This is a genomic window from Xylanimonas allomyrinae (assembly GCF_004135345.1).
Lineage (GTDB): Bacteria > Actinomycetota > Actinomycetes > Actinomycetales > Cellulomonadaceae > Xylanimonas > Xylanimonas allomyrinae.
Genome location: NZ_CP035495.1, coordinates 585271 through 607035 on the forward strand (window position 1 = coordinate 585271; position 21765 = coordinate 607035).

At 72.6% G+C, this 21765-nt stretch carries 21 protein-coding genes and 1 pseudogene; 21 read left to right on the forward strand and 1 reads right to left on the reverse strand.

The window, feature by feature from the left end; all coding sequences use genetic code 11:
• Positions 1-52: 52 nt before the first annotated feature.
• From ET495_RS19345 to ET495_RS02685, 19 genes and pseudogenes are all read left to right on the forward strand, one after another.
• On the forward strand, positions 53-238 hold the full coding sequence (locus tag ET495_RS19345; protein ID WP_342770142.1) for a hypothetical protein: 186 nt from the start codon (positions 53-55) through the stop codon (positions 236-238).
• Positions 235-1317, forward strand: a complete 1083-nt coding sequence (mraY, locus tag ET495_RS02600) for a phospho-N-acetylmuramoyl-pentapeptide-transferase (RefSeq protein ID WP_129202378.1) — start codon at positions 235-237, stop codon at positions 1315-1317. Before ET495_RS19345 ends, mraY begins: the two co-directional genes overlap by 4 nt.
• Entirely contained in the window at positions 1317-2786 is a 1470-nt protein-coding gene (gene murD / locus ET495_RS02605; protein WP_245993267.1) for a UDP-N-acetylmuramoyl-L-alanine--D-glutamate ligase, read from the forward strand. Before mraY ends, murD begins: the two co-directional genes overlap by 1 nt.
• A gap of 25 nt (positions 2787-2811) precedes the next feature.
• Positions 2812-4131 (forward strand): putative lipid II flippase FtsW, encoded by a 1320-nt coding sequence (gene ftsW, locus ET495_RS02610; protein ID WP_129202380.1) that lies wholly within the window; start codon positions 2812-2814, stop codon positions 4129-4131.
• 30 nt (positions 4132-4161) lie between these two features.
• On the forward strand, positions 4162-5307 hold the full coding sequence (gene murG, locus ET495_RS02615) for an undecaprenyldiphospho-muramoylpentapeptide beta-N-acetylglucosaminyltransferase (protein ID WP_129202382.1): 1146 nt from the start codon (positions 4162-4164) through the stop codon (positions 5305-5307).
• Positions 5308-5312: 5 nt separating this feature from the next.
• Positions 5313-6764: a UDP-N-acetylmuramate--L-alanine ligase gene (murC, locus tag ET495_RS02620; protein ID WP_425471228.1), complete on the forward strand. Its 1452-nt coding sequence runs from the start codon at positions 5313-5315 to the stop codon at positions 6762-6764.
• A 540-nt stretch (positions 6765-7304) separates the two neighbouring features.
• Positions 7305-7994: a cell division protein FtsQ/DivIB gene (locus ET495_RS02625; RefSeq protein WP_245993268.1), complete on the forward strand. Its 690-nt coding sequence runs from the start codon at positions 7305-7307 to the stop codon at positions 7992-7994.
• Between the two features lie 175 nt (positions 7995-8169).
• Positions 8170-9468, forward strand: a complete 1299-nt coding sequence (gene ftsZ / locus ET495_RS02630) for a cell division protein FtsZ (protein ID WP_129202388.1) — start codon at positions 8170-8172, stop codon at positions 9466-9468.
• Positions 9469-9499: 31 nt separating this feature from the next.
• The gene (pgeF, locus tag ET495_RS02635) at positions 9500-10483 is read left to right on the forward strand and encodes a peptidoglycan editing factor PgeF (protein ID WP_245993269.1); all 984 of its coding nucleotides are present in this window, start codon (positions 9500-9502) and stop codon (positions 10481-10483) included.
• Entirely contained in the window at positions 10434-10922 is a 489-nt protein-coding gene (locus ET495_RS02640) for a cell division protein SepF (RefSeq protein WP_129205850.1), read from the forward strand. Before pgeF ends, ET495_RS02640 begins: the two co-directional genes overlap by 50 nt.
• 141 nt (positions 10923-11063) lie before the next feature.
• The gene (locus ET495_RS02645) at positions 11064-11351 is read left to right on the forward strand and encodes a YggT family protein (RefSeq protein WP_170220566.1); all 288 of its coding nucleotides are present in this window, start codon (positions 11064-11066) and stop codon (positions 11349-11351) included.
• A 147-nt stretch (positions 11352-11498) separates the two neighbouring features.
• On the forward strand, positions 11499-12110 hold the full coding sequence (locus ET495_RS02650; RefSeq protein ID WP_129202390.1) for a DivIVA domain-containing protein: 612 nt from the start codon (positions 11499-11501) through the stop codon (positions 12108-12110).
• 120 nt (positions 12111-12230) lie between these two features.
• Positions 12231-12704, forward strand: a complete 474-nt coding sequence (locus tag ET495_RS02655; protein WP_129202392.1) for a TraR/DksA family transcriptional regulator — start codon at positions 12231-12233, stop codon at positions 12702-12704.
• 42 nt (positions 12705-12746) lie between these two features.
• A complete protein-coding gene (locus ET495_RS02660; protein ID WP_129202394.1) occupies positions 12747-13418 on the forward strand; it encodes a signal peptidase II in 672 nt (223 codons plus the stop codon).
• A pseudogene (locus tag ET495_RS02665) lies at positions 13418-14349 on the forward strand (RluA family pseudouridine synthase). The gene ET495_RS02660 and the pseudogene ET495_RS02665 overlap by 1 nt, the downstream one beginning before the upstream one ends.
• Positions 14342-14809: a GNAT family N-acetyltransferase gene (locus ET495_RS02670; protein ID WP_170220567.1), complete on the forward strand. Its 468-nt coding sequence runs from the start codon at positions 14342-14344 to the stop codon at positions 14807-14809. Before ET495_RS02665 ends, ET495_RS02670 begins: the two are co-directional and overlap by 8 nt.
• A gap of 64 nt (positions 14810-14873) precedes the next feature.
• Positions 14874-18446, forward strand: coding sequence for a DNA polymerase III subunit alpha (gene dnaE / locus ET495_RS02675; protein WP_129202398.1), 3573 nt, complete (start codon positions 14874-14876; stop codon positions 18444-18446).
• A gap of 50 nt (positions 18447-18496) precedes the next feature.
• Entirely contained in the window at positions 18497-19030 is a 534-nt protein-coding gene (locus ET495_RS02680; protein WP_245993270.1) for an NUDIX hydrolase, read from the forward strand.
• Positions 19030-19434 (forward strand): pyridoxamine 5'-phosphate oxidase family protein, encoded by a 405-nt coding sequence (locus ET495_RS02685; RefSeq protein WP_129202402.1) that lies wholly within the window; start codon positions 19030-19032, stop codon positions 19432-19434. The genes ET495_RS02680 and ET495_RS02685 overlap by 1 nt, the downstream gene beginning before the upstream one ends.
• A 52-nt stretch (positions 19435-19486) precedes the next feature.
• On the opposite strand, the gene ET495_RS02690 is transcribed toward ET495_RS02685, so the two are convergent.
• On the reverse strand, positions 19487-19720 hold the full coding sequence (locus ET495_RS02690) for an RNA-binding S4 domain-containing protein (RefSeq protein ID WP_211340898.1): 234 nt from the start codon (positions 19718-19720) through the stop codon (positions 19487-19489).
• Positions 19721-19762: 42 nt separating this feature from the next.
• Between ET495_RS02690 and hisD the strand changes: the two genes are divergently transcribed.
• Together hisD and ET495_RS02700 are read left to right on the forward strand one after the other, a co-directional pair.
• The gene (hisD, locus tag ET495_RS02695; protein WP_129202406.1) at positions 19763-21088 is read left to right on the forward strand and encodes a histidinol dehydrogenase; all 1326 of its coding nucleotides are present in this window, start codon (positions 19763-19765) and stop codon (positions 21086-21088) included.
• Between the two features lie 27 nt (positions 21089-21115).
• Positions 21116-21652: an AAA family ATPase gene (locus ET495_RS02700; protein ID WP_211340899.1), complete on the forward strand. Its 537-nt coding sequence runs from the start codon at positions 21116-21118 to the stop codon at positions 21650-21652.
• Positions 21653-21765 lie beyond the last annotated feature (113 nt).

Below are 21765 nucleotides of genomic sequence, written 5' to 3' on the forward strand. Positions count from 1 at the left end.
CGTACCACATTCACGAGGGAGCGCTCCAGGAGGGCTCCTGGGGGAGGAGAGCGTGTTCGTGCCCGACCTCGACGCCGCGCGTGCCGTGCTCGACGAGCGCCTGCGCCCCGGAGACGTCGTGCTGGTCAAGGCATCCAACGGCTCGGGACTGTGGCGTCTCGGTGACGAGCTCGCCGCGGGCGAGGTCGGCGGGCGCGCCGCTGCCGGCGAACCCGGGGATCGGAGTGCCGCGCGGTGATCGCGATCCTCGTCGCCTCGGGCGTCTCCCTGCTCGTGGCGTTGTTCGGCACGCCGCTGTTCATCCGCTTCCTGGTGCGTCGCAACTACGGTCAGTTCGTCCGTCAGGACGGCCCGACGGCGCACTTCACCAAGCGTGGGACGCCGACCATGGGCGGCGTCGTCATCATCGGGGCGACGCTCATCGGTGTCGCGGCCTCGATGGCGGTGGCCGAACGCCTGCCGAGCGCTACCGCGTGGCTCGCCCTGTACCTCATGGTGGGACTGGGCGTCGTCGGGTTCGCCGACGACTTCACCAAGATCCGCAAGCAGCGTTCGCTCGGGCTGACCCCGCGCGCCAAGATCATCGGCCAGGGATTCGTCGGGATCACGTTCGCCGCGCTCGCGCTGCAGTTCCCGAACGCGAACTGGCGCACGCCCGCCTCGACCCGCATCTCGTTCTTGCGCGACACCAACCTCGACCTCGCGTTCGCGGGGACGACGGTGGGCCTGATCCTCTTCGTCATCTGGGCGAACTTCCTCATCACGGCGTGGTCGAACGCGGTCAACCTCACCGACGGCCTCGACGGCCTGGCGACGGGTGTCTCGCTCGTGGTCTTCCTCGGGTACGTGCTGGTGGGCATCTGGCAGCTCAACCAGTCGTGCCAGCGTTTCGCCGTCGCCGGGCCACGGTGCTACGAGGTGCGCGACCCGCAGGACATCGCGATCGTCGCTGCGGCCATCGTGGGCGCGTGCTTCGGGTTCCTGTGGTGGAACGCGAGCCCCGCCAAGATCTTCATGGGCGACACCGGTGCGCTCGCGCTGGGCGGCGCGCTGGCAGCGCTGTCCATCCTGTCGCGCACGCAGATCCTCGCGGCGATCATCGGTGGCATGTTCGTCATCATCGTGATGAGCGACGTCATCCAGATCGGGTTCTTCAAGATGACCCGCAGACGGGTGTTCAAGATGGCACCGCTGCACCACCACTTCGAGCTGTCGGGGTGGGGCGAGGTCACGATCGTCATCCGGTTCTGGCTCATCGCCGGGCTGTTCGCGGCGCTGGGCATGGGCATCTTCTACGCGGAGTGGGTGGTGTCGTAGTGGGCTTGCGGGATCACGGGCCCGTCGAGCCTCGGGTCCCTCTGGCGCAGGCACGCGTGCTGGTCGCCGGGCTCGGGGTCACGGGCCGTGCCGTCGCCGGTGCGCTGCCCGGGCGGGTGGCGTCGGTCGTGACGGTCGCGCCGGACGACGACGCCGACGTGGCGACGCCGTCCGACGACGCGGGCCGCGCTGCGCTGCTCGCTCGCGCCGACGTCGTCGTGACCTCGCCCGGGCTGCGTCCCGCGGACCCGCTGCTGGTCGCCGCGCGCGCGGCGGGGGTGCCGGTGTGGAGCGAGGTCGAGCTCGCATGGCGGCTGCGCGTCGCGCGGAGCGGGGGGCGCGGGCCTGCTCCGTGGCTGGCCGTCACGGGCACCAACGGCAAGACGACCACGGTCGAGATGCTTGCCTCGATCCTGGCCGCCGCAGGTCTGCGCACGCGTGCGGTGGGCAACGTGGGCACACCGCTCGTCGAGGCGGCGCTCGACCCGGACCTCGACGTGCTGGCCGTCGAGCTGTCGAGCTTTCAGCTCCACTTCGCGCACACGCAGCAGGTCCAGGCGGGGGCGGTCCTCAACATCGCCGACGACCACCTCGACTGGCACGGCTCGTCCGAGGCGTATGCCGCCGACAAGGGGCGCATCTTCGAGCGCGCCGAGGTCGCATGCGTCTACAACGCCGGCGACGCGCGCACCGAGGGCCTCGTGCGCGAGGCCGACGTCACCGAGGGCGCTCGCGCCGTCGGGTTCGCCGTCGGCGTCCCTGGTCCCGGCATGCTCGGGCTCGTGGAGGACGTCCTGGTGGACCGGGCGTTCCACGCTCCGGACGACGCCGTCGACCGGCTGACGACCGCGGCCGAGCTCGGCACGCTGACCGACCTCGCGCATCTCGCTCCGGGCGACGGCCCGACGCCGCCGCACGTCGTGGCCAACGCGCTCGCCGCGGCCGCGCTCGCGCGCGCGCACGGCGTGCCGGCCCGCGCGGTGCGCGACGGCCTGCGGGCCTTCCGCCCGGGCGGCCACCGCATCCAGCAGGTCGGGGCGCTCGACGGCGTCGCCTACGTCGACGACTCGAAGGCGACCAACGCGCACGCGGCAGCCGCATCGCTCGCCGGGTTCGCGCCCGGCAGCGTCGTGTGGGTCGCGGGTGGTCTGGCCAAGGGTGCGCGCTTCGACGACCTTGTCGCGCGACGCGCGGACCGGCTGCGCGCCGTCGTCGTCATCGGTGTCGATCCCGAGCCGTTCACGACGGCGCTTGCCCGACACGCGCCGAAGATCCCCGTCCTCGTGGTCGACCCCGGCGAGACTGACACGGTGATGCGCCGTGCCGTCGACGCCGCACGTTCGTTCGCCCGGGCGGGCGACACCGTGCTGCTGGCCCCGGCGGGTGCCTCCCAGGACCAGTTCCGCTCGTACGCGCAGCGGGGCGAGGCCTTCGCCGACGCGGTGGGGGCGATCGTCGCCGGCGCGTGAGGGCGGCTCACGCGGAAGGTGCGGCATGGCGGTGGCAACGACGGAGGAGCGGCCCTGGCTCGGCCAGTGGAACTCGGCCGTCACGTCCTATTACACCTTGGTCGGAACCACGAGCCTGCTGCTCGTGCTCGGACTGGTCATGGTGCTGTCCAGCTCGGCGGTGACGTCGATCGCCGGTGGGGCTTCGCCGTACGCGGCGTTCTTCAACCAGGCGAAGTTCGCCATCATGGGCCTGCCGGTCATGCTGATCGCGACGCGCATTCCGGTGCGCTGGTACAAGCGTGTGGCGTGGCCTGCCCTGCTGGTCGTGCTCGCGCTGCTGGTCGCGGTCATGTTCGTCGGCATCGAGGTCAAGGGCAACAGGAACTGGCTCGGGCACGGGTCGTTGCGGTTCCAGCCGTCGGAGGTCGCCAAGGTCGGGCTCTCGTTGTGGCTCGGTGCGGTGCTGGGCCGCAAGCAGCGCCTGCTGGGCAAGTGGAGCCAGGTGATCGTGCCGGCGGTGCCCGGCGTCTTCCTCGTTCTCGCGCTGGTGCTCGCGGGGCACGACCTGGGGACCGCGCTCATCCTCATCGCGCTCGCGCTGGGTGCCTTCTGGGTCTCGGGTGCCCCGGCCCGGCTGCTCGGCCTCGGCGCGGGGCTCGCCGCCGCCATCGTCGGGTACGTGTTCATCTACGCGCAGACGGGCAGCGACCGCCTCAACCGCATCCTCGCCACCTACGGTCCCTGCACCGACACGCAGGGCGAGTGCTATCAGTCGCTCCACGGCCTGTACGCGCTCGGCAGCGGTGGCGTGCTGGGGCTGGGCCTCGGGGCGAGCCGCGAGAAGTGGCGCTACCTGCCCGAGGCGCACAACGACTTCATCTACGCCGTCATCGGTGAGGAGCTCGGGCTGCTCGGCACGCTGACGGTGCTGGGCCTGTTCGTCGCCCTGGGCATCGCGATGAGCCGTGTGGTGCGACGCCATCCGGACCCGTTCGTCAAGGTCGCCACGGCCGCCGTGGCGTGCTGGGTCGTGGGCCAGGCCTTCGTCAACATCGGCGTGGTCATCGGCGTGCTGCCCGTCATCGGCGTGCCGCTGCCTCTGGTCTCCGCGGGCGGCTCGGCTCTCGTGACGACGATGGCGGCTCTCGGCATGGTCATCTCCTTCGCGAGAGACGAGCCTGGAGCCGCCGAGGCCCTGGCCGCCCGGGGGAGCGTCGTACGCCGGTCGCTCGCCGTCATCGGCGTGCAGCGGCCGGGCGGGCTCAGCGACCGCGCGGGCCGCGCGGGCTGGCGGGGACGTCTCGGGGAGCGACGGCGTTCACGCGGGCGCCAGAACCGCGCGCGTGGCGGGCGGGGGCGTTGAGTCGCTGCGCATCCCGGTAGGGTCGCGTGTGTGAGTGACAGCAAGGTCGAGTCCGTCGTGCTTGCCGGCGGTGGCACCGCCGGCCACGTCAATCCCCTTCTCGCGGTTGCCGACGAGCTGCGCGCGCGCGAGCCCGACGTCAGGGTGCTGGTGCTCGGCACCACGACGGGGCTGGAGGCAGAGCTCGTGCCCGCGCGTGGCTACGACCTGCGGCCCGTGCCGCGCGTGCCGCTGCCCCGGCGCCCTTCGGTCGACCTGTTGACGCTCCCCGGCAAGCTCAACGCCGCGGTCCGTGCGGCCGAGGCGGCGATCGAGGAGGTCGGAGCGCGCGTCGTGGTCGGTTTTGGCGGCTACGTCTCGACGCCCGCCTATCTCGCGGCACGCCGTCACGGCGTGCCCGTGGTGATCCACGAGCAGAACGCGCGCCCGGGCCTGGCCAACAAGCTCGGAGCCCGTTGGGCCGCGCGCGTGGGGCTGACGTTCGCGGGCACGCCGTTGCGCGGCGGCGTCGTCACCGGCCTGCCGCTGCGACGCGAGATCGCCGCGCTGGTCAGCGCGCGCGAGGCCGACGGCGCGGGCACGCGGGTCGCGGCCGCCGACGCGCTCGGCCTGGACCCCACGCGTCCGACCGTGGTCGTCACCGGCGGATCGTCGGGTGCGCTCAACCTGAACGCCGCGGTCGCAGGAGCGGCCGGCGCGCTGCTCGCGTCGGGAGCCCAGGTGCTGCACCTGACGGGCAAGGGCAAGGACGGACCGGTCCGTGAGGCTGTCGCCCTGCTCGGCTCGGCGGTCGAGGCCGGTCGTTACCAGGTGCGCGAGTACCTGTCCGAGATGCACCTCGCGCTCGCCGTGGCGGATCTCGTCGTCGCACGCTCGGGCGCCGGGACCGTCTGCGAGCTTGCGGCCCTGGGCATCCCCGCCGTGTACGTGCCGTTGCCCGTCGGCAACGGGGAGCAGCGGCTCAACGCCGCCCCGCTGGTGCGTGCGGGTGGCGGCGTGCTCGTCGACGACGCCGACCTGACCCCGAAGTGGGTGGCCGCCGAGGTTCCGGCGCTCCTGGGCGACTCGCCGCGACTGGCCGCGATGGCCGAGGCCGCGCTGCGCACCGGGGTGCGCGACGGTGCGGCCCGGGTCGCCGATCTCGTCGGCCAGGCGGCAGCCGGAGGTGCCGCGTGAGCGAGGTGCTCGCCCCTGACCGGCTGGGCCGGGTGCACCTGATCGGTGTCGGCGGGGCGGGCGTGAGCGTCGTCGCCCGCCTGCTCGCCGCGCGTGGCGTGCCCGTCCAGGGTTCGGATGCGGTCGCGGGTCCCGCTCTCGACGCGTTGCGTGCCGATGGCGTGCGCGTCTGGGTCGGGCACGACGCCGCCCACGTCGTCGCGCCTGACGGCAGCCCGCGGGCCGACACTGTCGTCGTCTCGACCGCGGTGCGTGAGTCGAACCCCGAGCTGGCCGCGGCGCGCGCTGCCGGGATCCGGGTGCTGCACCGCTCGCAGGCCCTCGCCTCGCTGATGCTCGGCCGGAGGGCCGTCGCGGTCGCGGGAGCGCACGGCAAGACGACGACGTCGGCCATGGTTGCGACGGTGCTGCGGGCCGCAGGGACGGACGCTTCGTTCGCCATCGGCGGCACCGTGCGCGTGCGCGGCGAGGACGGCACGGTGACCACCGTGCCCGGCGGCCACCTGGGCGACTCGGACGTGCTGGTGGCCGAGGCCGACGAGTCCGACGGGTCGTTCCTCAACTACGCCCCGACCGTCGCCGTCGTCACCAACGTCGAGCCCGACCACCTCGACCACTACGGCACGCGCGAGGCGTTCGACGCCGCGTTCGTCGCGTTCGCCGCGCGCCTTCGGCCCGGCGGCGTGCTCGTCGCGTGCGCCGACGACGCCGGCGCCGCCGCGCTCGCGGCGACGCACCGAGCGGGTGGGGGTGCCGCCGTGACCTACGGGACGGCGGAGGGTGCCGACGTCCGCGTCCGTGACGTCGTCTCGGCGCCCGACGGTGCGTACGCGACCGTCGGTGGCGGGCCCCTCGGGGACGTGTCGCACGAGCTGCGGCTCGCGGTCACCGGGGCGCACAACGTGCTCAACGCGACGGCGGCGGTCGTGGCCGCGGCCCTCCTGGGCACCGATGCCGCGGACGCCGTCGCGGGGGCTGCGGCCTTCGTCGGCACCGGGCGCCGCTTCGAGGCGCGCGGCGAGGCGGGCGGCGTGCGTGTGGTGGACGACTACGCGCACCATCCGACCGAGATCGAGGCGCTCCTGCGTGCGGCGCGGCCGGTGGCCGGTGCGGGGCGGGTGCTCGCGCTGTTCCAGCCGCACCTGTACTCGCGGACGCGCCTGTTCGCCGACCGCTTCGCGGACGCGCTCGCGCTGGCCGACGAGGTCGTCGTGACGGGGGTCTATCGGGCGCGCGAGGACGTGGACCCGGACGTGACGGCCCGCACGATCACCGATCTGCTTCCGGCGACCGCGTCGGGTGGCCAGGTGAGAGCGGTCGAGGACCGCCTGGCGGCGGCGCACGCCGTCGCGGCACTCGCACGGCCTGGCGACCTCGTGCTGACGGTCGGAGCCGGGGACGTGACGGAGCTGGGGCAGGTGATCCTGGACGATCTGGGGCGGGCCCCTGCGCCGTGAGCGGCCGCGCCGCCGTGCGGGTGATCCCTAGGTCGGCGCTGATGGGCGGGTGCTGTCGCGTGGTGGGGCGCCACCCGCGTGCTGCCGCCTGAGCCGAGGCACGTCCGGAACGCGGCCGCGGCACGGACGGCGGTCCCCCGGGCGCCACGGAGCCGGGCGCGCGGGATCGCCGACGGCCTGGCTCGTGCACGTATCCGCGACGGAGGTTGCGTGGATCACGTCCGCCGACGGCGGTGCCTGCCCCGGTTCGGTGGCCGCGCGCGGCAGGATGGCGATGTGCGCCCTCCTGCCCGTCCCCGCGTGCCGCCCAAGCCGCCCGTCGCGAAGAGCGCGATGCCGGCGCCGACGGCCCCGGTGTCGCGCGCCGCGCGGGCCGACGCGGGTGCGCGGACCGAGGTGGTCCCGCAAGTGCCCGTGCAGGCGCCTCGCACCCCGGCGCCCCGCACCCCGGCGCCTCCCACGCAGGCGCTCCGCACCGCTGCGCGTGGACGCCCGGCGGTCTCGACGGCCATGACGCGTCGCCTGGACGAGAAGCGCGCGATGGCGCGTCACCGTCTGGTGCGGCGGGTTGCCCTGTGGGCGTCGGGGGCAGCGGTACTCGCCGCCGTGGTGTGGGGGGCGTTCTTCTCGCCCCTGCTGGCGCTCGACGCGCGCCAGGTGGAGATCTCGGGGCAGGGAACGACTGTCGACGTGGCACAGGTGCAGGCCGTGATCGCCCAGAACGTGGGCGTCCCGCTGCCGCGTCTGGACACCGTCGGCCTGCGCGACCGCTTGCTCGAGCTCGGCGGAGTCAAGGACGCGCGCATCCTGCGTGCGTGGCCGCACGGCTTGGACGTCGCGCTCACCGCGCGCGAGCCTGCGGCCGCGGTGCCGGTCGCCGAGGGGTTCGCGCTGGTCGACACGGAAGGGGTCCGGGTCGGCTCGGCACCGGAGCCGCCTGCCGGGCTGCCGATCGTCGAGGCGAGCCTCGAGCCCGACGGCGCGCCGGCGCTCCTGGCCGCGCTGCGCGTGCTGGCCGGGCTGCCGCCAGACCTTGCGGGCGAGGTGACGCACGTGTCCGCGGCGTCGCGTGACGACGTGCGGACGACTCTGGCATCGGGCCAGGAGGTGCGGTGGGGGAGCGACGACCGCGTGCCGCTCAAGGTGGCGGTCGTCCAGACGTTGCGGCAGGCCGACCCCGGGGCGCGGGTGTACGACGTGGGCTCGCCCGACCTTCCGGTGACGCGCTGAGCGGATGCGTTCTCGTGCGCGGGGGCGACACGCCGGTGCGTGGTCCCCGTGAGGTCGCGCTGCGCCGCATACCGTCAGGGACAGCAGCAACCTGACATAACTCTGACCCTCAAGTCGAACCTTAGGGTTCAGAGCGCGGGCGTCGGGGACAAGGATCGACCCGAGAGGCATCGACGTGGCAACTCCGCAGAACTACCTGGCCGTCATCAAGGTGGTGGGCATCGGCGGCGGCGGCGTGAACGCTGTGAACCGCATGATCGAGGTCGGGCTCAAGGGCGTCGAGTTCATCGCGATCAACACCGACGCCCAGGCGCTGCTGATGTCGGACGCCGACGTCAAGCTCGACGTCGGCCGCGACCTGACGCGCGGCCTCGGTGCCGGCGCCGACCCCGAGGTCGGCCGCAAGGCCGCCGAGGATCATCAGGAGGAGATCGAGGAGGTCCTGCGCGGGGCCGACATGGTCTTCGTGACCGCAGGCGAGGGCGGCGGCACGGGCACGGGCGGCGCGCCCGTGGTCGCGCGGATCGCCCGCGCGCTCGGCGCGCTGACGGTGGGGGTCGTGACCCGGCCGTTCACCTTCGAGGGGCGTCGTCGCTCGGTCCAGGCCGAGCAGGGCATCGAGAACCTCCGCGAGGAGGTCGACACGCTCATCGTCATCCCCAACGACCGGCTGCTGCAGATGTCGGACCGCAACGTCTCGGCGATCGCGGCGTTCCATTCGGCCGACCAGGTGCTGCACTCGGGCGTCCAGGGCATCACCGACCTCATCACGACCCCGGGCCTCATCAACCTCGACTTCGCGGACGTCAAGTCGGTCATGCAGGGCGCCGGTTCTGCGCTCATGGGCATCGGCTCGGCCCGCGGCGAGGACCGCGCGGTCCAGGCCGCCGAGCTGGCGATCTCGAGCCCGCTGCTCGAGGCCAGCATCGACGGCGCCCACGGCGTGCTGCTCTCGATCCAGGGCGGCAGCGACCTCGGGCTGTTCGAGGTGCACGAGGCCGCTCGCCTCGTGCAGGAGGCCGCCCACCCCGAGGCCAACATCATCTTCGGCACCGTGATCGACGACGCCCTGGGCGACGAGGTGCGCGTCACCGTCATCGCCGCGGGCTTCGACGGCGGCGTGCCGCAGGCCCGCAAGGACGGGCGCGGACTGGGCCAGATCGCCGGCCAGCCGGCCCGGCCCGCCGTCACGACCTCGGCCACCGGCCAGGTCGCGGTCAGCTCCGCGGGTCCCGCCACGGTGCCGGTCCCGCAGCCTCCGGTCTCGGGCGCGCACACGCAGCCCCGGCCCATCCCGGCAGACCCGGACGACGTGCCGGCCAGCCTTCAGCCCGCGGCCCAGGGCAGGCAGGTCCCTGCCGCGGTGGTCGAGGAGGCCAACGGCGTGACCGTCGAGCGACCGGTCGAGGTGCCGCGCATCTGGGACGCCGCTCCTCCGCACGAGGAGCTCGACGTTCCCGACTTCCTCAAGTGAGCCGCGGCACGCGCCCGCGCGTGTGCGAGTCGTGACGGCCCAGCCGGCCGACGCACCGGCGCCGTCCGGGTGGTCGCAGGACTCCCTGCTGCCGGACGGCGTCGGCGCGGGCCTGTTGCGCGTCGAGCTTGGCGAGGGGGTCGTCGCGGGCTTCACCACCCGGCACGGCGGAGTCTCCCCGGCGCCATGGTCCTCGCTCGACCTCGGGCTCGGCACGGGGGACGACCCCGTGCGCGTGCGCGCGAACCGCGCACGGGTCAGCGCGTGGCTCGGCGCGCCGGTCGCGTACGCCGCACAGGTGCACGGCGACGACGTCTTGCTTCTTGGCGAGGCCGAGCGCGCGGAATGGGCGTCCGAGGCCCCGCCTGTCGCCGCGGGACAGGCCGACGCCGTCGTCACGACGGCCGGCGGACTGGGCCTGGGCGTGCTCGTCGCCGACTGCGTGCCCGTGCTGCTGGCCGATCCCGTGGCCCGCGTCGTCGGCGTCGTCCATGCAGGGCGAGCGGGTGTGCGGCTCGGCGTCGTGCACCGTGCCGTCGACGCGATGATGGCCGCCGGTGCGACGGCGTCACGGCTGCGCGCCGCCGTCGGACCAGCCGTGTGCGGGCGGTGCTACGAGGTGCCCGCGGACCTGCGCGAGGACGTCGCGGCCGTCGTGCCGGCCGCGCACGCCACGACCCGTGCCGGCACGCCGTCTCTGGACCTGCCTGCGGCCGTGCTCGCGCAGCTTGCCGAGCGCGGCCTCGCGGAGTGCACGCACGTCGACCGGTGCACGCTCGAGGACCCCGACCTGTTCTCCCACCGGCGGGCGACCGCCGCCGGGGGACCACCGGACGACAGGCAGGGGTGGTCGTGCTGGCGTGACCCGGCCGCGCCGACGCATCGGCGTGTCGCGTGCTCCTCAGCGTGTCGGCGTGGTTACCGTCAAGACACCGACCGCAGGGGCGACGAACGGAGTAGGAGCGATGGCCGGAGCGCTTCGCAAGACGATGCTCTATCTGGGGCTTGCCGATGATCAAGGGCAGCCGGACAACTACGCCGAGGAGTACGGCGATGAATTCGGGGATGAGCTGGAGGCACCCGTGCGCGAGCGCGACGACTACCCAGCCGAGGTGACGCCGTTGCGCCGACCCGCGCTGAGGGAAGTGGCGACGTCGTCCGAGCTGCGGCGGATCACCACGATCCACCCGCGGTCCTACAACGACGCCCGCCTCATCGGCGAGGCGTTCCGCGGCGGCACGCCCGTGATCATGAACCTGTCCGACATGGACGACGCCGACGCCAAGCGCCTCGTCGACTTCTCGGCTGGCCTGATCTTCGGCCTGCATGGCGCGATTGAGCGTGTGACGAACAAGGTCTTCCTCCTGTCGCCCGAGCACGTCGAGATCCTCGGCGAGGAGGACGTCGACGGCCCGCCGGCCAAGGGCCCCGGGCATTTCTACAACCAGAGCTGACCGGCTCCACGCCCCGTTCCGAACGTGGCGGCGGGTTCCGGCCCGGATGCCCGCCGCCATCGTCGTCAGCCCGTAGGGTGGTTGCGTGAATCTCACCCACGGTGTTGCTTGCCGATGCCACGGCCGCGCGGCGGTCTCCCGATGATCGCCCAGATCCTGCACGTCATCGGTCTTGTCCTATGGATCTACCTGGTGTGCCTGGTCGTCCGCATGGTGCTCGACTGGGTCCAGTACTTCGCCCGCGACTGGCGGCCCACCGGCGCCGTCCTCGTGCTCGCAGAGGTGGTGTACACGTTGACGGACCCGCCCCTGCGCGCCGTGCGACGCGTCATCCCGCCACTGCGCATCGGCAGCGTTGCCCTCGACCTCGGGTTCATGCTGGTGTTCCTCGTCGTGCTGATCGCGTCGCGGACACTGTCGCTGGCCTGAGACCCAGGCGGGGACGCGCGAGAAGATGCCCGCGAATCGGTGCAGGAACCGTGAGCGGGCGGCGACGTCACCATGCTGGTGACTGGCACGTCGGCTACCGTGGTCGTTCGACGGCGGGACGAACCAACTGAAGCGTGAGGTGAAAAGATGGCGCTGCTGACCGCAGAAGACATCCTCAACAAGAAGTTCGCGGCGACGAAGTTCCGTGAGGGCTACGACGTGGAGGAGGTCGACGACTTCCTCGACGAGGTCGTGCGCACACTCTCCGCGGTCCAGGAGGAGAACGAGGAGCTGCGGTCGAAGCTGACGGCGGCTGAGCGGCGTGTCGCCGAGCTGTCCCGTTCCGACGCCGCGGCCGCCGCCGCCGTGCAGGCCCCCGTCGCTGCCCCGGTGGTCCACGCGCCTCCGGCGCCGAAGGCCGCCGAGCCGGAGTCCGCGACGGGCATGCTCCAGCTCGCGCAGAAGCTGCACGACGACTACGTGCGCTCCGGCCAGGAGGAGGGCGACCGCCTGATCTCCGAGGCCAAGGCCGAGGGGTCGCGCATCGTGCGCGAGGCCGAGGAGACCAGCCACCGCACGCTGTCCCAGCTTGAGCAGGAGCGCTCGCTCCTGGAGCGCAAGATCGACGAGCTGCGGCTGTTCGAGCGTGACTACCGCACGCGTCTGAAGAGCTTCCTGCAGAACCTGCTCGGCGAGCTCGACGCGCGTGGCTCGGCGCTCCCGGCGCGCAACAACCAGGCGTCGGCGCCGCAGCTCTGACGCTGGATCCCGAGGTCACAGGACCGGCTCGCACCCATCCTCGCGCCGCCCGGCGTGGCGCGGGTTGTGCGGGCCGGTTCGCACCTCTACGCTGCGGTGACTTCGACCAAAGGGGATGCGATGAGCAAGGCAACTCCCGCAGCCGAGCCGACGGTGGCAGACGTGGTGCAGGAGACGTTCCCCGACCTCACGCGGGACGTCTCGACCTTCCCGGTGCGCGAAGGTGAGCAACCGTGGACCCTCGCGGAGATCCGCGAGCTCGCCGCGGGGCTGCTCGCCGACCGTGACCGGCTCGAGGCCGAGCTGGCAGCCGCAGACCGAGACCTGAGCGACCTGCTGCGCAACTCCGGCGACGGCGCCGGAGACGACCAGGCCGACTACGGGTCGAGTGCGCTCGAGCGCGAGCAGGAGCTCACCCTCGTGAACAACATGCGCGATCTGCTGGCGCAGACCAAGCACGCGATCGAACGCATCAAGGCCGGGACGTACGCGACGTGCGAGGCGACGGGGCTGCCGATCGGCAAGGCCCGCCTGCAGGCGTTTCCCCGGGCGACACTCTCGGTCGAGGCCAAGGCGCGCGAGGAACGGCGCTGACCGGCGCTCGTCACGTGACGGCGCGCCCTAGACTGGCGCGCGATGTCTACCGAACCCGACGCCACGCCCGTCGCACCTGAGTCCACGTCGGCGCCCTCCGGGAGCCGCCGACTCGCGGTCGCCACATTCGTGCTCGCGGCGGCCGTGCTCGCCGTCGACCAGCTCACGAAGTGGTGGGCGCTGACGGCCCTCGAACGGGGTGCGCCCCAGCGGCAGGTGATCGGGGACTTCATCACGTTCCGGCTCGTGCTCAACCCGGGCGCGGCCCTCAGCATCGGGTACTCCTACACCTGGGTGCTGACCATCGTGGTGATCGCGGTCGTCGTCGTCATCGTGCGCATGATCGGGCGCATCCGCTCGCGTGCCTGGGCCGTGACGCTCGGGATGCTGCTCGGCGGCGCCGTCGGCAACCTCGCCGACCGGCTGTTCCGCGAGCCTGGCTTCGCGCACGGGAAGGTGGTCGACTTCATCGGGTACGCGGACTGGTTCACCGGGAATGTCGCCGACATCGCCATCGTGGCCGCTGCCGTGCTGCTCGCGCTGCTGTCCATCCTGGGGATCGGCCTCGACGGGCGCCGCGAGGGACACGGCGCGGCCGGCAAGAAGGCCGACGACCGCGACGCCCACGAGGCGGACGGCGCAGAAGGCGCCGCCGAGGCCCGGGGCGCTGACACGACCGAGACGACGACCTCCGACGCGGAACCCGAGGCCTGATGACGCTGCGGACCCTCCCGGTCCCCGACGGGCTCGCGGGCGAACGCGTCGACGCCGCGCTCGCCCGCATGCTCGGCTTCTCGCGCACGCAGGCCGCGGAGCTCGCGTCCGCCGGTGCGGTGACGCTCGACGGGCGTCCGGTCGGCAAGTCCGACCGCCTGCAGGCCGGGGGTGGCTCGAGGTCGACGTGCCCGACCCGTCGCAGGCGCCATCCCCGGAACCCGAGCCGGTCCCCGGCATGGGCGTCGCGTACGAGGACGACGACGTCGTGGTGGTGGACAAGCCGGTCGGCGTCGCGGCGCATCCCTCGCCCGGCTGGACCGGGCCGACGGTCGTCGGGGCCCTCGCGGCCGCGGGGTACCGCGTCTCGACATCGGGTGCCGCCGAGCGCCAGGGCATCGTGCACCGGCTCGACGTCGGCACGTCGGGGCTCATGGTGGTCGCCAAGAGCGAGGCCGCCTACTCGGGGCTCAAGCGAGCCTTCAAGGAGCGAACCGTCGAGAAGGTCTACCACGCGCTCGCCCAGGGACACCCCGAACCGACGGTCGGCACGATCGACGCGCCCATCGGCCGCCACCCGAGCAACGACTGGAGGTTCGCCGTCGTCGCCGACGGCAAACCGTCGGTGACGCACTACGAGGTGCTGGAGATGCTGCCCGCGGCCTCGCTCGTCGAGGTTCACCTCGAGACCGGTCGCACGCACCAGATCCGCGTGCACTTCTCGGCGGTGCGTCACCCCCTCGTGGGTGACCTCACCTACGGCGCCGACCCCGTGCTGGCCTCGCAGACGGGGCTCACGCGCCAGTGGCTGCACGCCGTCCGGCTGGGCTTCGAGCAGCCGGTGACGGGCGAGTGGGTCGAGGCGACGTCTGCGTACCCGGACGACCTCGCGCACGCACTCGAGTCGATCCGGGGCGCCTACGGTGGCTGACGTCGAGATCGAGCGCGTGGCGACGCCCGCTCAGCTCGACGAGGCGTTCGCGGTGCGGCTGGACGTCTTCGTCGACGAGCAGCGGGTGCCGCGCGAGCTCGAGCTCGACGACCTCGACCACGCGCCGACGACGACGCACGTGCTCGCCCGGCACCCCGGTGGGGTGGCGGTCGGCACGGCGCGGCTGCTGGTCGATGCGCGCCACCCTGACGTGGTCCACATCGGGCGCGTGGCCGTGCGTGCGCAGGCGCGCGGTACGGGCGCGGGCCGGGCGCTGATGGGAGCGCTCGAAGAGATCGCGCTCGCCGAGCACGGTGCGCGCGGCAGCGTGACGGTGCAGCTGAGCGCCCAGGTCCAGGCCATCGGCTTCTACGAGCGTCTCGGCTATCAGGTGTCCGGGCCCGTCTACCTCGATGCGGGGATCGACCACCGGGACGCCGAGAAGGTGCTCACGGCGTAGCCCGCGTGGCGCGCGCCGGGCAGCGAGTCGGGTCCTGTCGGTGCCCGCTCATAGACTCGGCCCCATGCCCGCGGCGACCGACGACTTCGTCCACCTCCACGTCCACACCGAGTACTCGATGCTCGACGGCGCGTCGCTGCTCGACGGGCTGTTCGAGCGAGTGACCGACCAGGGCATGTCGGCCATCGCGATGACGGACCACGGCAACATGCACGGCGCCTACGACTTCTACTCCAAGGCCAAGCGCAGCGGCGTCAAGCCGATCATCGGGATCGAGGCGTACCTGACGCCGGGGACCGCGCGGGGAGACCGCACCCGTGTGCGCTGGGGCAAGGGCGAGACCGCTGAGGAGGGCGGCGACGACGTCTCGGGCGGCGGTGCTTACACGCACCTGACGATGTGGTCGGAGACAACCGAGGGCATGCACAACCTCTTCCGGCTCTCGTCGCTCGCGAGCCTGGAGGGCTACTACTTCAAGCCCCGGATGGACAAGGAGCTGCTCCAGCGGTACAGCAAGGGCCTCATCGTCTCCACGGGCTGCCCCAGCGGCGCCGTCCAGACGCGGCTGCGCCTGGGCCAGTACGAGGAGGCCGTCCGCGAGGCCGCCGACCTGCAGGACATCTTCGGGCGCGACAACGTCTACCTCGAGCTGATGGACCACGGCATCTCGATCGAGAAGAGGGTCCGGGACGACCTGCTGCGGCTCGGCCGCGAGCTCGGCCTGAAGCCCGTGGCGACCAACGACTCGCACTACAACAACCCTGAGGACGCCAGCGCTCAGGAGGCGTTGCTGTGCGTCAACTCGGGCAGCAGGCTCTCCGAGCCCACGTACGCGCAGGGCGGCAAGCGGTTCGCCTTCGACGGGAACGGCTACTACATCAAGTCCGCCCGCGAGATGCGTGACCTGTGGGACGGACAGGGCCTGCTGGAGGCCTGCGACACGACCCTCGAGATCGCCGAGCGGTGCGACGTCGCGTTCGTCGAGTCGACCGGCGGGTACATGGCCCGGGCCGACATCCCGGCCGGCGAGACCGAGGAGAGCTGGTTCCGCAAGGAGGTCTGGCGCGGTATCGAGTCGCGCTACCCGGGCGACGCGCTCACGCAGGAGGTGCGCGACCGTGTCGAGATGGAGCTCGGCGTCGTCGCCCAGAAGGGCTACTGCGGCTACTACCTCGTGGTGGCCGACTTCATCCAGTGGTCCAAGCGCAACGGCATCCGGGTCGGGCCGGGCCGTGGCTCGGGCGCCGGCTCGATCGCGGCCTACGCGCTGCGGATCACGGACCTGGACCCGCTCGAGCACGGGCTGTTCTTCGAGCGCTTCCTCAACCCGGAGCGCCCGTCGATGCCCGACTTCGACATCGACTTCGACGACCACCGCCGCGGCGAGGTCATCGCCTACGTGACCGAGAAGTACGGCACGGAGCGCGTCGCCCAGATCGCCACGTTCGGACGGATCAAGGCCAAGGCCGCGATCAAGGACGCTGCGCGCATCCTCGACTACGACTTCGCCACCGGCGACCGGATCACCAAGGCACTGCCGCCCGACGTGATGGGCAAGTCCATCAAGCTCAAGGCCGTCTTCGACGAGAAGGACCCGCGGTACGCCGAGGCGGGCGAGTTCCGCGCGCTGCACGACAGCGACCCCAACGTCCAGAAGATCTACAAGACCGCGCTCGGCCTCGAAGGCCAGATCCGGCAGACGGGCGTGCACGCCGCCGGCGTCATCATGTCGAGCGAGCCGATCATCGACGTCGTCCCGATCATGGACCCCAAGGGCGACGGTCAGGTCATCACCCAGTTCGAGTACCCGATGGCCGAGGCGCTCGGGCTGGTCAAGATGGACTTCCTCGGCCTGTCCAACCTGCACACGATCGAGGACGCCCTGGAGAACATCCGGGCGAACCTCGGCGAGGACCTGGTGCTCGAGGACGTCCCGTTCGACGACCGGGCGACGTATGAGCTCATGGGCCGTGGCGAGACGCTGGGCGTGTTCCAGCTCGATGGCAGTGGCATGCGCGCGCTGCTGCGCTCGATGCAGCCGGACGTCTTCGCCGACATCACCGCCGTCTCCGCGCTCTACCGGCCCGGGCCGATGGGTGCCGACTCGCACAACAAGTACGCGCACCGCAAGAACGGGCGCCAGCCGATCGAGCCGATCCACCCCGAGCTTGCCGAGGCGCTCGAACCGGTGCTGGGGGAGACCTACGGCCTGATCGTGTACCAGGAGCAGGTCATGGCGATCGCCCAGGTGCTCGCCGGGTACTCGCTCGGCGCCGCAGACAACATGCGCCGCGTCATGGGCAAGAAGAAGAAGGCCGAGCTCGACAAGCAGTTCGACGGCTTCCAGGCGGGCATGCTCGAGCGCGGGTTCTCGAAGGCCGCGGTCAAGACGCTGTGGGACATCCTCGTCCCGTTCGCCGACTACGCGTTCAACAAGTCGCACTCGGCGGCGTACGGCGTCGTCACCTACTGGACGGCCTACCTCAAGGCGAACTACCCGTCCGAGTACATGGCCGCGCTCCTGCAGTCCGTCAAGGACGACAAGGACAAGATGGCGCTCTACCTCAACGAGTGCCGCCGCATGCACATCACCGTCCTGCCCCCGGACGTCAACGACTCCGCGGCGAAGTTCACGGCGGTCGGCACGGACATCCGCTTCGGCCTGGGCGCGGTGCGCAACGTCGGCGCCAACGTCGTGGCCGCGATCGTCGAGGCGCGCGAGGCGGCCGGACGGTTCACGTCCTTTACCGACTTCCTCGACAAGGTCCCGGCCGTGGTCTGCAACAAGCGCACCATCGAGTCGCTCATCAAGGCGGGGGCGTTCGACTCGCTCGAGCGCTCGCGCCGGGCGCTGCTCGTCGTGCACGAGCAGGCCGTCGACGCCGTCATCGCGGTCAAGCGCAAGGAGGCCGAGGGCCAGTTCGACCTGTTCGCCGGGTTCGGAGGCGACGACGACGATGACGGCTTGAGCTTCGCCGTCGACGTGCCGGACCTGCCCGACTGGGACAAGAAGCAGAAGCTTGCCTTCGAGCGCGAGATGCTCGGCCTCTACGTCTCCGACCACCCGCTCTCGGGCCTCGAGCACGTGCTGGCGCGCGCCGCCGACACGTCGATCGCCGCGCTCGTTGGCGACGAGGGGCGCGCGGAGAACTCGACGGTCACGGTTGCGGGGCTGATCACCAGCCTGCAGCGCAAGATGAGCAAGAACGGCAACCCGTGGGCGGCCGTCACCGTCGAGGACCTCGAGGGCTCGGTCGAGGTCATGTTCTTCGGCGAGACCTACCTCGCCTATTCGACGGCGCTCGCCGAGGACCAGGTGGTCGCCGTCCGTGGTCGTGTGCGGCGCCGCGACGACCAGCTCTCGCTGCAGGCGATGGAGGTCGCGCTCCCTGACACGTCGGCCGTCGCGGACGCGCCCGTGCACGTCGCCGTGCCGCACACGCGGTGCGTCGAGCCCGTCATGGTCAGGCTGCGCGAGGTCCTCTCGTCGCATCCCGGGTCGGCCGAGGTGCACGTCACCGTCGCAGAGCCCGGCAAGCGCACCGTGGTGCGGGCCGCGGACTCGCTGCGCGTCGAGAAGTCGCCCGCGCTCTTCGGCGACCTCAAGGCGCTGCTCGGCCCGGCGTGCCTGGGATGACCGGGGCTGAGCCCGCCGCACAGGACGGACCGAGCCCTGCGCGGGCGGTCGTGAGGCCTCGGACGCCGGGCCGCGCGCCCGACGTCTCGACGGCCTGGACCGACGACGGCTCCGCGGACCACCGGTTCCGTGTCGTCCCAGCCGCGTACGTCTTCCTGCGCCGACGCGTCGGTGACGGCCCTGGGGAGGTGCTGCTCCAGCTCCGCGAGGGCACGGGTTTCATGGACGGCCACTGGGCCGCCGGTGCGGCCGGCCACGTGGAGGCGGGCGAGTCGGTCGTCGCGGCCGCCGTACGTGAGGCCCGCGAGGAGCTCGGCATCGCGATCGACCCCCGGGACCTGCGCCCCGTCACCGCGATGCACCGCGGTCAGCCGGGCGGGCCCGCGCTCGAGCAGCGGATCGACGTGTTCTTCGAGGCGTACCGCTGGACGGGCGACCCGAGGCGTGCCGAGGCGGCCAAGGCCGCCGACCTGCGCTGGTTCGCCGCCGACGGGTTGCCGGAGCCGGTGGTGCCGCACGAGCTTCGCGTGCTGCGGGCTCTCGCCGCAGGCGACGTGCCGAGGCTCATGGTCGAGGGCTTCTGATGCTGCGCCTCAACCCCGAACAGCTCGTCTTCGTCACCGAACGCCACCTCGCGACGCTGACGACGCTGCGCGCCGACGGCTCGCCCCACGTCACGCCGGTGGCCTTCATGTGGGACGCCGCGACGGGTGCCGCCGTCATGACGACCGAACGAGGGTCCGCCAAGGCCGTCAACGCGCGCCGCCGCGACCCGTCGGGGCGAGCCCCGCGCGCCGCGCTGTGCCAGGTCGACGGGGGCCGCTGGCTCACGATCGAAGGCACCATCGAGGCGGTCGACGACGAGGCCGCGGTCGCGGACGCCGTCGCCCGCCACGCACGGCGCTACCACGCACTCGAACCGGACGCGGCGCGCATCGTGCTGCGTCTGACGGCCGACCGTGTGCTCGCGAGCGACTACATGGCGTGACGGGCGACCGGGGGCCGTGGCGGCGGACCGACGACCGTGACGGGCCGACGGCCTACGCGACGACGGCGCTGCGCTCGCCCTGGGGGCTCGCGACCGACACGACGTCCCCACGGCCGAGCTGCCGCCCACGACGAGTCTCGACCTGGCCGTTGACGCGAACCTCGCCGTCGGCCACCAGGTCGCGGGCCTCGTTCCCTGTGTCGGCGAGGCCGGCGAGCTTGAGGAACTGGCCGAGCCGGATCATGTCGTCGCGGATCGGGACCGCTTGGGGACTCATGCGTGCCATTTTCCCCGGACTCGTGGTGTGCTCGGCACCTAGACTGGCGCCGTGATCCAGCGCATCGACCTCCGCGGCCGCACGCTCACGCGCCGCGACCTGCTCGCCGTCCTCCCGCGCGCCGAGGTGGGGGTGGACGAGGCGATCGAGTCCGTCGCCCCGATCGTGGCCGACGTCCGCGCGCGCGGCGCTGCGGCGCTGCGCGACATCGCCGAGCGTTTCGACGGCGTCCGTCCCGCCGACCTGCGGGTTCCCGCCCCTGCGCTCGCCGAGGCGCTGGCGAGCCTGACGGGTCCCGTCCGCGCGGGGCTCGAGGAGGCGATCGTGCGGGTGCGCGCCGTCCACACGGCGCAGGTGCCGCCCGAGCACAGCACGCAGCTTGCCGAAGGTGCCGTCGTGCGTCAGCGCTACGTGCCCGTGGAGCGCGTCGGCCTGTATGCGCCGGGCGGCCTGGCCGTGTACCCGTCGAGCGTGATCATGAACGTCGTCGCGGCCCAGGCCGCGGGCGTCGAGGGCATCGCGCTGGCGTCCCCTCCGCAGAAGGACCACGGCGGGCTCCCGCACCCGACCATCCTCGCCGCGTGCGCGCTGCTCGGCGTCGACGAGGTCTACGCCGTCGGCGGCGCGCAGGCCGTGGCCATGTTCGCCTACGGTGCCGCAGGCAGCGAACCGCAGGACGGTGCCGTGCTGTGCGAGCCGGTCGACGTCGTCACGGGCCCGGGGAACGTGTACGTCGCGGCGGCGAAGCGTCTCGTGCGCGGCGTCGTCGGCATCGACGCCGAGGCCGGGCCGACGGAGATCGCCGTCCTCGCCGACGACACGGCCGACGCCACGCACGTCGCGCTCGACCTCATCAGCCAGGCCGAGCACGACCCGATGGCGGCGTCGGTGCTGGTGACCCCGTCGGAGCGGCTCGCCGCGGCCGTCGAGGAAAAGCTGACCGAGCTCGCGGTCGCGACCAAGCACGCGGGCCGGGTCGCGATCGCCCTCGGTGGCCCGCAGTCGGCGATCGTCATGGTCGACGACGTCGAGCAGGGCGTGCAGGTGGTTGACGCGTACGGCGCCGAGCACCTTGAGCTGCACACCGCCGACGCCGCAGCGCTGGCCGACCGGATCCGCAGCGCGGGCGCGATCTTCGTCGGGCCGTGGGCGCCGGTGTCGCTGGGCGACTACATGGCCGGCTCGAACCACGTGCTGCCCACGGGCGGCACCGCCCGGTACGCGAGCGCGCTGAGCGTGCTCTCGTTCCTCAAGTCGGTGCAGGTCGTCGAGTACACGCGCGACGCGCTCGCCGAGCTCGCGGACCGGATCGTCGCCGTCGCCGACGACGAGGACCTGCCCGCGCACGGCGAGGCGGTGCGCGGGCGATTCCGGTAGCAGGCCGTGGGCGCGGGGTCGCAGGGCGTGACGGCGCCGCGCGTCGTGGTGCTGCTCACCGGGATGTCGGGTGCGGGCAAGACCGAGGCGCTGCGTGGTCTCGCCGCGCGCGGGCATGCGATCCGGGACCTCGACTATGACGGGTACTCCGTGCTGAGGCGCGCGCCCGATGCGCCGGTCGGCTGGGAACAGCTCTGGGACCTGCCCAAGGTCGAGGCGCTGATCGACGCCCACACCTCCGGGGCGCTGTTCCTGGCCGGGACCGTGCGCAACCAGGGCGTGCTCCGTGACCGGTTCGACGCGGTCGTGCTGCTCACCGCGCCCCGCGACGTGCTGCTCGCACGCGTCGCGGCCCGCAGCGACAACCCGTACGGCAAGGACGCGGCTGGTCGCGCCCAGATCGAGCACGACATCGACGCTGTCGAGCCGTTGCTGCGGCGGGGGGCGAGCCACGTCGTGCCGACGGATCGCCCGGTGGGCGAGGTGGTCGCCGATGTCGAGCGCATCGCCACGTGTGCCGGCGGAACCGGGAGGAAGGACGGTCCGCGCCCGACGCAGCCGTGAGTGCTTCGGGCCCGCCCGCGTCGCGCCCGGGAGGCGCGGCCGTCGCGCGTAGACCGCCGCCTGGGGCCGCTCCGTCACCCGGCCGCAACCGCGCTTCGGTCGACGACTGCGTT

Coding starts and splice junctions, on each gene's coding strand:
- ftsW (WP_129202380.1), top strand. CDS start 2,812: ATGGCGGTGGCAACGACGGAGGAGCGGCCCTGGCTCGGCCAGTGGAAC.
- ET495_RS02625 (WP_245993268.1), top strand. CDS start 7,305: ATGGCGCGTCACCGTCTGGTGCGGCGGGTTGCCCTGTGGGCGTCGGGG.
- ET495_RS02640 (WP_129205850.1), top strand. CDS start 10,434: ATGGCCGGAGCGCTTCGCAAGACGATGCTCTATCTGGGGCTTGCCGAT.
- ET495_RS02645 (WP_170220566.1), top strand. CDS start 11,064: ATGATCGCCCAGATCCTGCACGTCATCGGTCTTGTCCTATGGATCTAC.
- ET495_RS02650 (WP_129202390.1), top strand. CDS start 11,499: ATGGCGCTGCTGACCGCAGAAGACATCCTCAACAAGAAGTTCGCGGCG.
- ET495_RS02655 (WP_129202392.1), top strand. CDS start 12,231: ATGAGCAAGGCAACTCCCGCAGCCGAGCCGACGGTGGCAGACGTGGTG.
- ET495_RS02660 (WP_129202394.1), top strand. CDS start 12,747: ATGTCTACCGAACCCGACGCCACGCCCGTCGCACCTGAGTCCACGTCG.
- dnaE (WP_129202398.1), top strand. CDS start 14,874: ATGCCCGCGGCGACCGACGACTTCGTCCACCTCCACGTCCACACCGAG.
- ET495_RS02685 (WP_129202402.1), top strand. CDS start 19,030: ATGCTGCGCCTCAACCCCGAACAGCTCGTCTTCGTCACCGAACGCCAC.
- ET495_RS02690 (WP_211340898.1), bottom strand. CDS start 19,720: ATGGCACGCATGAGTCCCCAAGCGGTCCCGATCCGCGACGACATGATC.